Genomic DNA, 12,815 nt, shown 5'->3' with positions numbered 1-12,815 from the left:
ATTAAGTACCTAGTATCTTCTTCCCGCGCGGCGTGCTCCCATTCGGATCTGGCTCTAAGGTCACCCCAAACGAGTCGATTTGAGCATCCTTCAACTTCACGGGGATGGCATAAGTAAGTACGCCTGTGCCTCTCTCATCCACGCGCAGCGTTCCGCAATTATATCGCTTCCCACTTTTGTTGTACCACACCTGATAGGTCCAGTCCCCTTGCGTTTCCTTAAGCCCTTGCAGATTAATGACCACATTGTGGCTATCACCATTTTGCAGCACATACGCAGTACCAGAAGCAGCCGGCATGGTGGTATCAAAGGATTTCAATTGATAGGTATGCACGATTTCTGCGGGTTGATTTAATGCCACTGAAGGAATAGGGATTGTGACTTTTTGCTGACTATTCCACCAAATACCTACTGCAAACCCAAGAACAATCGCAGCAGAAGTGCCATATATCCACATGAAAGAGCGCTTTTTCTTAAGCTTCATTGGCTCTTTATTATTCGGTTGTAAGGATTGCATGACCTGCGCCTTCAAATCAGCGGGTACTTCAACTTCTTCCATGTCAAAAGGCAGCGACTCCCAGACCGCCTGCAGCTCGTTTAACTCTTCACGGCAGTTGACACAGGTACGAAGATGCCGTTCGAAAGCAGCGCGTTCCCACTCTGTGCAGTCGCCAGTCAAATAATTGACCAGATAACTGCAATCTACAGTCTCCCGTTCCTCCATAACGTCATCCCTCCCTCAGTGATGTCAAATGTTTGCGAAGTATTTTCAAACCTTGATGCAGCCTGCTTTTGATTGTTCCGATCGGCTCATTCGTTTGTGTTGCAATTTCACTCAAGGAATAACCCTGCCAATACATTAGGTTAATCAATTGGATCTGACTCTCAGACAAATGAACATACGCCTCTTGAATTTGTTCTCCAACCCATTTATGAGACATAGCTGTCTCCGGATCAGGATCGCTAGAAATGAACGATTGTTCCCATGTATTGGGATCAATATGGATATCTTGATCGACCCTTCGCTTCTTACGCAAACAATCAATCGTGATGTTGCGAGTTACCGTAATCATCCAATTCACGAATGCTCCTTTGCTCGCATCATACCCCTTCTCTGTCGTCCACAAACGTGTAAATACGAGCTGCACAATTTCTCTAGCTGCTTGTTCTTCCTTGGTGGATTTCATTGCGAAAGAATATACAAGCTTCGCATACCTATCGTATAGTTCCTCTAAGGCTGGATGATGCTTACTCATGACCAGCTTCATAAGCTCTCCATCTGTTCGATTCCGCATTGTTCAGGTACACCCCGAGTCGAAATGACTTTTATTCTCTTTCTACCATATCCTCAGCGGGAAGTCTTGGCAATAGTTGAAACGAAAAAGCACTCCAACATGTCTGGACCTTCCAGCTTGTTGGAGTACCCTGCTTCGATGGTTATCTCGCAGTGAATTGAGATGGATCAATAACGAACCAAACTTTACCTACATTTTGTCCCGTCGTATCGCCAGGATGTTGATCCTTGATCCAATAATACAGCGGCCAACCTTTATAGGTGCTTTGCAGCGTACCATCCTTACGTGTCAATACGCCAAAATCACTTGCTTGAAGATCCGAGGAAACGGTCAGATTCGCATCGTAGAAAATCGGCCAGTTGACAATGCAAGCGCCCACACATGAATTCGGATCCCCTTTGTCCTTCGTAAACATATATAGTGCCATGCCATTGGCATCCACGAGATAAGTGCCTAACGCGTCGGACTTACTTGTTTTCACAGCTGTATTCGAAGCTTTGGTCCCCACAAATTTCGCTGGGTCAATCACGTACCAGACATGACCAACATCCTGACCTAAAGTGTCACCCATTTTCTTGTCATCCACCCAGTAGTACAGCGGGAAGCCCTTATAGGTGGATTGCTTACTGCCATCCGAACGAATCAATGTGCCGAAGTCAGCGGAGTTCACACCAGTTGGTGCAGAAATCGAAGGGGCATAAAAGACAGGCCATTTCTCCAAGCATTTGCCTGAACAATTGCTTACACCTTTCGTATCCTTATCGAAGTAGTAGAGCGCCATCCCGTTCGCATCGGTCAAGTAATTGCCAAGATCCGTTTTCGTACCTAAGGCAACGCCACCGTTTGACGGCTTGATGACAAACCAGACCTTGCCAACGTTATTTCCCGTGGTATCTCCTGGTTTTACATCCTTGATAAAATAATATAATGGCCAGCCTTTATAGGTGAGTTGATTTTTGCCGTCCGCACGTGTGAAGGCACTGAAATCTGACGCTTGAAACTCTGCAGGTACGGTAAAGTTATTCGCATCGAAGATCGGCCAGTTCGTCAGACATTGTCCCACACATGAATTGACATCTGCCACATCTTTTGTGAAATAGTACAGCGTCATACCTTTATCGTCTGTGAGATAGCTGCCTAGTGCTTCGCTTTGCACTAGCTTCAATGCTGGTTTGGCAAGCTCATCTAACTTCGACTTGTCTAGCTTTCCTTTGCCAGCCAGATCCGCAGCGAACGTTCCGGCCATCCCTTTCATAGGTACATTTAACGCTTCAATCGTTGCAGTTGCCATATGTAAGTTTTTGAAGTCTTTAACAGTCGCAAGCTTGGATAAACCATGCTTAGCAGCAAAGTCGAACACAGATGCAAATTCGAAATCCGTTCCTTGCTTATAGCCAAGGGATTCTAAAAGAACTTTATAAAACTGCTGTGAGGTCACACTGCTAAGCGGATTAAAGCTATGATCCTCTGTCCCTTGCCAGCCAAGCTCAGGATGCGCGCTCAAATAACCAAGTATAGCCTGATTCGCAGCCGATACACTGCTTGCATCTTTAAAGCTAGATGTTCCTTTATAAGCCAGTGCCTCCGCTTCTAACCCCTGCAATCGGAGGGACATTACCGCAGCTTGCAGCCTAGTCGTTGATTTGTTCAAGTACTCTGCTGTCAGCCCATTGCCTTCGCCTTGCAGAATACCTAAATCTCCGGCAACGTCTGTCTCACTTTGGACCTTCAGCGGTTCAGCCGCTATGGCTGATAAAGCGGTCACTCCTGTTACAACACCAAGCAGCACCAATGATGATAACCATATTTTTTTACCCCATAAGAATTTATAAGCTTCCGGTAATCGGAAGAACGAATTCTTATTGGCGATAAAATCATCATCTAAACCGCGGTCGCTCATCCTCGAAGTACTTCGATAAAAGTTTTTCTCATAATTGCCCATGCACATTGCCTCCTTCAAGTTTCTAATAAAGGAAACGAAGGCTAGGTCCCAACGGTTTGCGTGTAGAGAAAGCTTTTTTACCCAGTTTGAGAAAGCCTCTCCTAGGAAATAATTGGAGATACGACAACAGCTCAGAAGGAGGTTCCAATGGCGTTCAAAGCAGAGAAAGGCACACTGCTCGTTGAAGGTAACGAGTTGACCATCACCAATCCGAATAAGCCATTATGGCCCGATTTAGGTATCACGAAAGCCGACTATCTCACTAAATTAAGTGAGCTCTCTCCCTACCTCCTGCGCTACTGCCGTAATCGCCACCTTACCACCATTCGATATCCACACGGCTATCATGATAAGTCCTTTTATCAAAAAAATGCCCCCGATCCCGTGCCTAGCTTTGTTAATCTGGCTCCACTCGATGGCATTAACTACGTGAATCTGGATTCATTATCTACACTCATATGGCTTGGAAATCTTACTTGCTTGGAATTTCATCCTTCCTTCCACCATGTCGGAGAGACGCTACCTGCTGAATGGCTCATCGATATCGATCCGAGCCTGGAGGAAGAACCTCGCATCATGGAGGCTGCTCATATCATCGGTGAGGTGCTGGATTCGCTGCGTATTCAATCAGTTCCCAAAACCTCTGGTGCGACAGGCGTACAGATTTACATCCCCATTCAGCCCGGCTATACGTTCGAGGAGCTCAGAAAAGTCGGTCATTTTATCGCTGCGTATGCGGTTAAGATGCATCCGAGGCTGTTCACCATTGAGCGGTTCAAGAAAAATCGCGGTGATAAAATTTACATCGACTATCTGCAGCATTGGTATGGAAAAACACTTTCAGCCCCCTATACCCCACGAGCCACGAAAGACGCAACCGTCTCGACGCCCTTACTATGGAAAGAGGTCGAGATGAATCCAAGTCCTCGTGAATTCAATCAACTGAACATTATGAATCGACTTCGAACATATGGCGACTTGATCGACCGAGTTTCGCCTCAAAATCTAGATGCTATCCTGTCAAACTTAAAAGAGTAGTTCCGTATAGAACTACTCTTTTAAGTTCTCAGAATAATGGAGATAACAATCGAGCGATTCTTTCTTTTCTCTTTTCCATTTTAGACCTCATCGCAAACTCATGAAGCTGTACTTCCGTGCATTCCTCTAGATCCATAAGGAAATCAGCGTCTAGCCGCTTGATCACCTCTCGATCAAACATTACGGCATTGAGCTCAAAGTTACTGAAAAAGCTGCGCATATCTACATTTGCGGTTCCTACCGTGGCCATGATTTCATCCACGAGGATGATTTTGGCGTGAATGAAACCTTTCCGATACAAGTAGAAACGTACTCCCACCTGCATTAACTCATGCAGATAAGACCGCGATGCGTATTGAACAATACGAGAATCGGCCTTATACGGTAAAATGACACGCACATCAACGCCACTGATGGCTGCTGATTTGAGCGCCATGATGATGCTCGGATCGGGAATAAAATAGGGCGTTGTGATCCAAATGCGGTTCTTAGCTGCGATCAATCCGGCAAAATACATTTCCTGAATAGCATCCCATCTGGCGTCAGGACCACTCGAAATGACTTGAACGAACGAAGAATTCTTCTCCCCATGGGCTGGATAATAGCTCCTCCCATCCAAACTTTCTCCGCTAACGAAATACCAATCCGATAGAAAAGAGCTCTGCAGATCGTATACCGCGTCCCCATGCAGCATCATGTGGGTGTCTCGCCAGAAGCCTAGCTTGGGATCCCCACCTACATATTCATTGCCAATATTAATGCCACCCACAAAACCAACGAAACCGTCCACGATGACAATTTTGCGATGATTGCGATAATTTAAGCGTTTCTCAAAAAAAGCGATCAGCGGCTTTAAGAAGGGCTTCACAGCAATGCCCGCTTGCTTCAAAGTATTAATATAAGCCCTTGAAAGCGAGTGGCTGCCTACGCCATCATAAATGACTCTGACCTCCACGCCTTCCTTGGCTTTGAGAATTAAGGCCTCTTGAAATCTTCTGCCAATCGCATCATCGCGAATCGTATAGAATTCGAAGTGTATATGGTTTCTGGCTTTCCCTATTTCCGTAAGCATTGCCTCATACGTGGCATCAGCATTGGTCAATACCTCAACCCGATTGTGCACAGTAATCGGAGCATCTGGCACATGAAGCAGCCAATCACGAAAACGCGTGTTTCCCGACAAGAAGCTGTCCTCAACTCCTTTTGACCTCGAACTTGATTGGTATGGAGTCTTCGAGATCTGTAACCTCTCGACACCTTCTATGCTATGTCCATGAACCTTCTTCCGCCTTGAATATTCCCTAGCAATGAAATAATACATAATGAATCCAATGATTGGAAAAATAAATAAAATGCTCAGCCATGCTACCGACTTTGCCGGCCTTTTGTATTCGATAATTAGAATTGTAGCTGCCTGAAATATGAATAGTATCAGTAGTAGAATAATCCATCCCAAAAAAACAACAGCTCCTATCCCTGCATCTGCATGCTGAGATAGCTTTTGCTAAGGTCTTCGCGACTATACCTTTTCTTACCAAAGGTACCTGCACAAATAAAATTTTCCAACTTTCGTAATAAAATCCTGCAATTTCGCAGAACATAATCTACACATTCTTATTTCTTCAGCTTGATCGCGGCAGGAGGTGCCTTTCGCTTGGCCAAAACACCCAAATATTTGATGAGAAGCATCCTGCACAAGCGTATTGCTGCACAATCAAGCGAAGTGGATCCTCCCTCCGATTTAGATCTAGCTCTTGATTACTCCTTTATCGAGGATCTTAAGAAGACCAAGCTCTCCCTGCTGCTTGATGAGAATCATAAGTTCATCAAGGACATGTTTCAGGAATGCTCCGATGTTGTAGTCCGTGAATTCGAGATCGATCCGCATATTCCAGCACTACTTCTATTCGTGGACGGTCTAACGAATACGCAGCTGCTGAATGATACGATGAAATCGCTGATGCTCATCGGAGGTGGAGAAACCTCTATTGAGCGCATCGCGAATGTCATTCTGCCGGTGTCACAGACACAAATTTCCGATAATTACGGAGATTTGCTGACTTCCGTCTTAGGCGGTGATGCTGCGCTGCTTGTTGAGGGTAACGCGAAAGCCATTTTGCTCGGTATTCGTGGTACAGAGAAACGTTCCATTGGTGAGCCAGAGACAGAAACTGTCGTGCGTGGACCGAAGGAGGGTTTCGTAGAGAGCATCCGTACGAACACCTCTATGATCCGTCGTAAGCTAAAGACCCCTCGACTCAAAATGAAATCCATGAGTGTCGGCAAAGCAAGTAATACCAATCTTGTCATCTGCTATATGGATGATCTAGCGATGCCTTCTTTGATTGAAGAAGTCGTCAAACGACTGGAGCAAATCAAAATTGATGCTATTTTGGAATCAGGCATGATCGAAGAGCTCATCCAAGACGATGCTTATTCGCCTTTTCCACAAATGCAATATACCGAACGTCCTGACGTGGTTGCATCCGCTTTACTTCAAGGTAGGGTCGCGATCTTAACTGATGGTACCCCATTTGCACTTATCGTCCCGTTCGTGTTCGTTCAGATCATGCAAACGAGCGAGGATTATTATGAGCGATTCCAAATTAGCAGTCTCTTACGAATACTTCGTTATATTTTCATGTTTCTATCGTTAACGACGCCGGCTCTTTACGTTGCCATAACGACGTATCATCAAGAACTACTACCTACAACCTTAATGCTTAGCGTTGCTGCTTCCCGGGAGGCAATCCCATTTCCTGCTGTTGTTGAAGCCTTCATCATGGAAATTACTTTTGAAGCCTTGCGAGAAGCCGGCATCCGGCTCCCCAAGGCGGTCGGTTCCGCGGTTTCAATCTTAGGTGCGCTCGTCGTTGGGCAAGCAGCGGTTCAAGCAGGGATCGTTTCGGCTCCGATGGTTATTGTTGTCTCTATTACAGGGATTGCGTCCTTCACCATCCCGCGATTTAACGGCGCAATTGCCATTCGAATGCTGCGTTTTCCTATATTAATAGCCGCATCCGTTTTTGGTTTCTACGGTATTTTCTTCTCTTTAATGATTCTTATCGGGCACATGGCGAATCTCCGATCTTTCGGAGTTCCCTACTTATCACCAGTTGGCCCTTTATCAGCTAAAGATATGAAGGATGTACTTGTCCGTGCGCCGTTGTGGCAAATGCTGAAGCGTCCTGAATTCATGGCTATGCAAGATAATACCAATCAAGATGGTGCAATTTCGGAGCAAATCAAAAAACATGGAGGCTTAGACGGCAGTAACATCGATCACGTACACAAAGCCAGCAAGGAGGAACAATCGAATGGGTCATCCTAAGCAGCCCCTTAGGCTCGGGTTAGTGGCAGCCTTACTGCTTTCTACGACGCTCCTTACGGGGTGCTGGGATCGTACCGAGACGAATGATATCGCCTTCGTCGTTACGTCATCGGTTGATTTAGATGATGATGGCAGCTACCGCGTTGCCTATATGTTTCCTCTGCCCGGATCCATGGGTGGAGCCAGCGGCGGCGGCGGCGGCACAGCAGGAGGCAAAAGCTATTACATTGATTCCGAGGTTGGAGCTACCTTTCGAGATGCCTTCGGCAAGCTACAATTACGCATGGCAAGGCGAATCTTCCTCTCCCACCGAAGAACAATCATTATCGGCGAGAAGCTCGCTGCAGCTGGCATCGATTCCTTATTCGATGTCCTTCCGCGTTCGTCCGAAAATCGGATGACGACCTTCCTTATTACCACCAAAGGCAAAGGCTATGACCTACTAAATACAGAACCGAAATTCGAACGGTTTCCGGCAGAGGTGTTTCGTGAGCTAGCTAAGTCACGACAAGCGATGCCCACATCGATGAAAGACGTGGGTATGTCACTGAGCTTTAATAGCGATCCGATCATAAGTTATTTGGAGCCCCGCGAGTCGAAAGGAGCTAAAGAACCCTCTCATGAAGTCCAGTTAATTGGTTATGCCCAATTTAAAGGGGATCGCATGGTTGGCATTTATAAGAAGAAAGAAGCAAACGGACTCATGTGGCTACGTAATCAAGTGAAATCGCAGCAGCTCACGTTCGCCGTGGAGGAAGGTAAAAATATCTCCATTCTTGTCATGGACGGCAAGACGGCCATCACCCCCAAGCTGCAGGATGACAAAGTTATTTTTGAAATTACCGTGGAAGCCTATGGCTCTGTGCGCGAGGATCTGTCCAATTATGATCTGTACCAATCTGCCATCCTGCATAAAGTCGAGGACAAATTCGCTGAGCAAATCAAAGCATCTATGATTACTGCGATCAAACAAATGAAAAAGGAAGGCACAGATTCGGCTCAACTTGGTTTAATGGTTTGGCGAACCCATCCTAAGAGATGGAAAGCACAGTTCGAGAAAGATTGGGAGCATTATTTCAAAGAAGCCGAGTTCAACATTCGCGTGAATGCCTCCATTCCTGATACAGGTGTGATTAACCGTAACGTAACAAAGGAAGGGAAGTAAAACATGAATGGGATTTTTATCATCGGATTTCTCATCATATTGGCAGGCTCTTTCTTTATCGATCGCAAAATGCTGAAGAAAACGAATACAGGGATCAAGATGATTTATGGTGTGGCGATTGGTTTAATTCTTGTTTGTCTTCTCAGTACCTATTTCCACATGACTTTACCGATGCCAACTTATTTTTTCATACAAAAGGTTTCCCCTTGGCTTATTCAAGTTCTCGGAATATAACAGAAAGGAGGTATTTCCCATCGATAAAAAGCAAGTCATTAACCATCGTCAGCTTTCCTGGCTAGCTTCATCCATTGTTACAAGCGGAGGTATTCTCACCTTACAAAATGTTTTGATTCATATCAATCATATGGATGCTTGGTTCAGTTATCTACTCTCGATGTTCTACGTCTTCCTGATTGCTGGCTTTTTCGGCTACATGTCAATGCTCTACCCGCAGAAGCATATTTTTGAAATTTCCAAAGAAATACTTGGACAATGGGCTGGCACTTGTGCCAATTTGCTGATCTTGTTTCATTTCTGGCAAATTGTTGTTCGTGACATTTCTTCGTTATCGAGATTTAGCTCAAGCCTGTTACTCCATCAAACACCTTTGGAAGTTTTAATTTTGCTAACCTGCCTCCTACTCATGTATTTTGGCAAAACGAGTATAGAGGTCATTGCTCGTGTCAATGACCTGTTCTACCCGCTTTTTGTTGTCACCATTGCGATTATGCCACTGCTCTTATCTAACGAATTTTTTTTACGGCTTGCGACGCCCATCCTAACGATGCCACTCCAAAACTGGACGGCAAGTTCCGTTCTGACACTCGGAAGCGCTGGCGATGTATTCATTCTGGGGGCCTTTCTACATTTGCTGTCCAATCCTAATCATGTTCGATCCGCGATTCGCCATGGCTCTCTGCTTGGTTTTGTCCTGCTGACCCTTATTCTTTTCTTAATTATTGCCGTTCTTGGTCCTAAAATGCCCGCAAATTTCTCTTATCCTACCTATAATTTGGTCCAAATGATACATGTCACAGACTTTCTAGATCGCATTGATCTCATCATGCTCATGATTTGGTATCCCACGATTACGTGTAAAATCATTGCTATTTATTTGGCGCTTCTGGTCGGGATTTCCTCCCTTTTTCAGGATCGTAATTACCCGATGATCAACAAGCCCATCGCGCTGTTAATAACCATGAGTACTTGCTTTTCCTTTAAAAGCACCACCGAGCTGCTGTCCTTCTCCAACTTCAGTTCACCGGTTATTGTACTTGCTTACCAGCCGATCATCATGTTTCTACTCTTTATGATAGGACTGAGGAAGAAGCGCAAATCACAAGGCAAAAGCATATCACCGCCTTCCACAGAAGGTACGCAATCTCAGAAAGAGCCTGAACAGAACGCTGGTAAACTCAGTCAACGTTTGAGCTATTCCCAATGGTTGTGGGGAGGAAATTTCTTATTGGTCTCTTGCTTTGCATGGATCCTAATAGGCCTCATCTTTGGCAAGACAGCACCCATCATGGGTTCGATTTGCGCGGTAGGCTTCGGCAGTTGTCTGCTTCTATCGATCTTGACTACCTACATGGAACTTACCAAGCTGAAACAAGCCGAAAGCAGTAACTAATGTGAACTGCTATCGTGAATTTTAATTTGGAGGAATGCTTATTCACAAATGAAAAAGCACCCGCCTAAGCGGGTGCCTCGCAAAAATTAAACAGGAACTGATTGATTTAAACGGCTTTTTGCTACTTTCAAGTAGCCATGCACATTTAAGTATTCGCTATCCGCAGTGAAGCGCAATTTCATGGCTCCAGCAGCGTCTTGTATGTATGGCTTTAGCGCTGTTGCTCCGCCTCCAATGACGTAGAAGCATTGAATATCCGGGCATTTGCGCCAACGCTTTTTGATCATTTCGACCATGCGAACGGCTGCCCGACGGAAATGCTGATCCACGACCGGCCGAATATCCACTTGGCCTTCCCCTGGCAGCTGAATCGTAAATTGACGATTCTTCACCCGTTGCGCGAGCTTCGCGCGGCTTGGGAACAAGTGGCCATACGCATCTTCCACGTCGCGAATGATCGCATCCAAGTAAGTGGCGATCCCGATTTGCTCCCCATGGCTGAAATGATTATCTATCGCCATGCGTTTGATGACCGGGAAATCTGTCGTCAGTGCGCCGATTTCGCAAACGCCTATGCAGCCGTTGTATATTTCTTCGTCTTTGACCTGCAGGCTGTCGTGTGTTGCCATGTGGAACATAGCTGCAGCACCTTCAATGGAGACAGCGACTTTGCGGATCGAGACTTTAATTTTACGATTATGGAACTGTGGTGTGGAAAGGAACGTCACTTCGTGTTCGCCAAGAAGTCGATGTTCAAAGGTTTGGCTGTATTTCGCAAATGAACGCACAGGCAATCCCGTTCCCAGCGTATATTCAACCTCGTCCACATTGCCGTAGCCAGGGTTAGCCGCTTGGTTCGTGAGCCCCTGATAAGCAAGTGCAGTCAGTGCAACAATGAGGGATTGATCAGATAGCGCTTTATTATCTGTGTCCTCTAGCTCCAGGTTATCTTCATGCTCTAGAGCTAGCTGCCCTACGAAATAACGCTGATTCCTTTGTGAAAGACTCGGACTGTAGATAACAACATCCAGTGCTTTCCAAGGTGAATCTTCTTCTTGCAAAATGTGTCTTTCGTAGCCAGGAGCAATGATATTCGGAATCACTAGCGGTTCTCTAGACCCATCTAGCACCAGCTTAATACTATCGTTCCCTATGTCAATACCTGCAAGCTTTATCATGTGTGCCTCCACTCCAAATCTACAGCTTTTCTGTAATTGAGTTAGTACATTCGATCATATACGACAGGATTCCTTCCTACTTTAGACTCATTTTCCTAGGACTAGTAGGTAGTAATGCAGGTTTTTATCGCAATATGACGAATGATGTACAGACCTTTACCAAATTCAACCACGACAGGAGATAATCAAGCCCTTATGAAGTTCAAGTGGAAACCAAAAAAACTGACACTGGTTATCATTCCAGACGCGAATCAATCCGTTGTCAGGTTTCGTATTCCCCATTTATTTGCCTATATCGCTGCAGCATGTTTTTCCTTGCTAATGCTGATTTCCATAACGATTTATATTTTACATACACATACCCTGAAACAAGCAAGCGATTTACAATCCAAGCTGAGTGGTGCCAACGAGCAATGGAGCGCGGCCCTAACCTCGAAGGATGAAGCCATCGAACAATTGCAAAATGAAGTGATTCAATTGTCCCAGCAAGCAGAACAAATGAAAACAAAAGTCGAAGAAGTAAAGAAGCTCGAGAGTGATCTCAAGTCTATAGCCGGGATCGATCCAGATCCAAGTAACACTGCTGTTGCTAACGCAACAACCGAAGGTAATGCGAAGAAAGATGCGCAGCAGCCAATAGCCGATGAGTCTGGAGCTTCAACGGGTGTGGGCGGAAGCCCGAATCCCGTTTCCCAAGAAATCATTCTCAAGCTTGGTCAAGATACACTTGCTTCGTTCTCAGCCCTTAACGGTGAAGTTCAGCAACTCCAATCCAATTTAGCCGAAACGAAGCAGAAGGTAGCCGACAAACAGCAGCAGCTTCGCATTACTCCAACGCTGTGGCCAACGACCACGAAGGTTGTTACTTCACCTTTTGGATACCGTTCAGATCCATTTACGAAAATACCGAGCTATCATTCTGGCATAGATTTCGGTGCTCATGAGAATGATCCGGTATTTGCAACCGCGGCTGGTAAAGTCGTCTCCACAGGGAGTGACATTTACCACGGCAATAATATCGTGATTGAGCATTCCAAGGGCTTACGCACCTGGTATATGCATTTAAATAGGATTCTTGTAAACAAAGGTGATTCCGTCGAAAAAGGCAGCACGATTGGCTTAGTCGGATCCACTGGCCGCAGCACGGGGGCACATCTCCATTATGAGGTACTCAAAAACGGAGAAAGTGTCGACCCCAAACCTTATCTTAAATCGATTCGAAAGGATGACAACTAA

Annotated in this window: 11 protein-coding genes; 6 read left to right on the top strand and 5 right to left on the bottom strand. The window is 45.5% G+C overall.

The genetic code is table 11. The features are described 5' to 3' along the window. Nucleotide 1 precedes the first annotated feature (1 nt). From AC58P7_RS09965 to AC58P7_RS09955, 3 genes are all read right to left on the bottom strand, one after another. Nucleotides 2–724, bottom strand: a complete 723-nt coding sequence (locus AC58P7_RS09965; protein ID WP_497342296.1) for an anti-sigma factor domain-containing protein — start codon at nucleotides 722–724, stop codon at nucleotides 2–4. 4 nt (nucleotides 725–728) lie between these two features. Beyond that, nucleotides 729–1,295, bottom strand: coding sequence for a sigma-70 family RNA polymerase sigma factor (locus AC58P7_RS09960; RefSeq protein ID WP_497342294.1), 567 nt, complete (start codon nucleotides 1,293–1,295; stop codon nucleotides 729–731). A gap of 142 nt (nucleotides 1,296–1,437) precedes the next feature. Beyond that, nucleotides 1,438–3,237, bottom strand: coding sequence for a hypothetical protein (locus AC58P7_RS09955; RefSeq protein WP_497342292.1), 1,800 nt, complete (start codon nucleotides 3,235–3,237; stop codon nucleotides 1,438–1,440). A gap of 147 nt (nucleotides 3,238–3,384) precedes the next feature. Here AC58P7_RS09955 and ligD point away from each other — a divergent pair, with 147 nt between their 5' ends. Further along, nucleotides 3,385–4,275 carry a non-homologous end-joining DNA ligase gene (gene ligD, locus AC58P7_RS09950; protein WP_497342290.1) on the top strand — a complete coding sequence of 297 codons (891 nt, stop codon included), beginning with the start codon at nucleotides 3,385–3,387 and terminating at the stop codon, nucleotides 4,273–4,275. A 28-nt stretch (nucleotides 4,276–4,303) separates the two neighbouring features. Here the strand turns inward: ligD and cls are convergent, their stop codons facing one another. Continuing rightward, nucleotides 4,304–5,731 carry a cardiolipin synthase gene (cls, locus tag AC58P7_RS09945; RefSeq protein ID WP_497342288.1) on the bottom strand — a complete coding sequence of 476 codons (1,428 nt, stop codon included), beginning with the start codon at nucleotides 5,729–5,731 and terminating at the stop codon, nucleotides 4,304–4,306. 378 nt (nucleotides 5,732–6,109) lie between these two features. Between cls and AC58P7_RS09940 the strand changes: the two genes are divergently transcribed. From AC58P7_RS09940 to AC58P7_RS09925, 4 genes are read left to right on the top strand one after another with little or no spacing between them, the layout of a single operon-like run. Beyond that, a complete protein-coding gene (locus AC58P7_RS09940; RefSeq protein WP_497342565.1) occupies nucleotides 6,110–7,606 on the top strand; it encodes a spore germination protein in 1,497 nt (498 codons plus the stop codon). After that, complete coding sequence (locus AC58P7_RS09935) at nucleotides 7,593–8,771, top strand: Ger(x)C family spore germination protein (RefSeq protein WP_497342286.1); 1,179 nt, start codon at nucleotides 7,593–7,595, stop codon at nucleotides 8,769–8,771. The genes AC58P7_RS09940 and AC58P7_RS09935 overlap by 14 nt, the downstream gene beginning before the upstream one ends. Before the next feature lie 3 nt (nucleotides 8,772–8,774). Further along, the gene (locus AC58P7_RS09930) at nucleotides 8,775–9,005 is read left to right on the top strand and encodes a hypothetical protein (RefSeq protein WP_497342284.1); all 231 of its coding nucleotides are present in this window, start codon (nucleotides 8,775–8,777) and stop codon (nucleotides 9,003–9,005) included. Next, nucleotides 8,953–10,401: a GerAB/ArcD/ProY family transporter gene (locus AC58P7_RS09925; protein ID WP_497342563.1), complete on the top strand. Its 1,449-nt coding sequence runs from the start codon at nucleotides 8,953–8,955 to the stop codon at nucleotides 10,399–10,401. Before AC58P7_RS09930 ends, AC58P7_RS09925 begins: the two co-directional genes overlap by 53 nt. 86 nt (nucleotides 10,402–10,487) lie before the next feature. On the opposite strand, the gene AC58P7_RS09920 is transcribed toward AC58P7_RS09925, so the two are convergent. Further along, nucleotides 10,488–11,579: a ParM/StbA family protein gene (locus AC58P7_RS09920; protein ID WP_497342282.1), complete on the bottom strand. Its 1,092-nt coding sequence runs from the start codon at nucleotides 11,577–11,579 to the stop codon at nucleotides 10,488–10,490. A gap of 195 nt (nucleotides 11,580–11,774) precedes the next feature. Here AC58P7_RS09920 and AC58P7_RS09915 point away from each other — a divergent pair, with 195 nt between their 5' ends. After that, entirely contained in the window at nucleotides 11,775–12,815 is a 1,041-nt protein-coding gene (locus tag AC58P7_RS09915; protein ID WP_497342281.1) for a M23 family metallopeptidase, read from the top strand.

The sequence above is a fragment of the Paenibacillus sp. J22FR5 genome (assembly GCF_059691975.1).
The sequence above is the reverse complement of the archived record's forward strand: the minus strand, read 5'-3'. Positions and strand labels throughout refer to the sequence as shown.

Bases quoted from the DNA above. Each gene is read 5' to 3' on its own strand.
- AC58P7_RS09920 (WP_497342282.1), bottom strand. From the start codon at position 11,579: ATGATAAAGCTTGCAGGTATTGACATAGGGAACGATAGTATTAAGCTG.
- AC58P7_RS09915 (WP_497342281.1), top strand. From the start codon at position 11,775: ATGAAGTTCAAGTGGAAACCAAAAAAACTGACACTGGTTATCATTCCA.
- AC58P7_RS09965 (WP_497342296.1), bottom strand. From the start codon at position 724: ATGGAGGAACGGGAGACTGTAGATTGCAGTTATCTGGTCAATTATTTG.
- AC58P7_RS09940 (WP_497342565.1), top strand. From the start codon at position 6,110: ATGTTTCAGGAATGCTCCGATGTTGTAGTCCGTGAATTCGAGATCGAT.
- ligD (WP_497342290.1), top strand. From the start codon at position 3,385: ATGGCGTTCAAAGCAGAGAAAGGCACACTGCTCGTTGAAGGTAACGAG.
- AC58P7_RS09955 (WP_497342292.1), bottom strand. From the start codon at position 3,237: ATGGGCAATTATGAGAAAAACTTTTATCGAAGTACTTCGAGGATGAGC.
- AC58P7_RS09930 (WP_497342284.1), top strand. From the start codon at position 8,775: ATGAATGGGATTTTTATCATCGGATTTCTCATCATATTGGCAGGCTCT.
- AC58P7_RS09935 (WP_497342286.1), top strand. From the start codon at position 7,593: ATGGGTCATCCTAAGCAGCCCCTTAGGCTCGGGTTAGTGGCAGCCTTA.
- AC58P7_RS09960 (WP_497342294.1), bottom strand. From the start codon at position 1,295: ATGCGGAATCGAACAGATGGAGAGCTTATGAAGCTGGTCATGAGTAAG.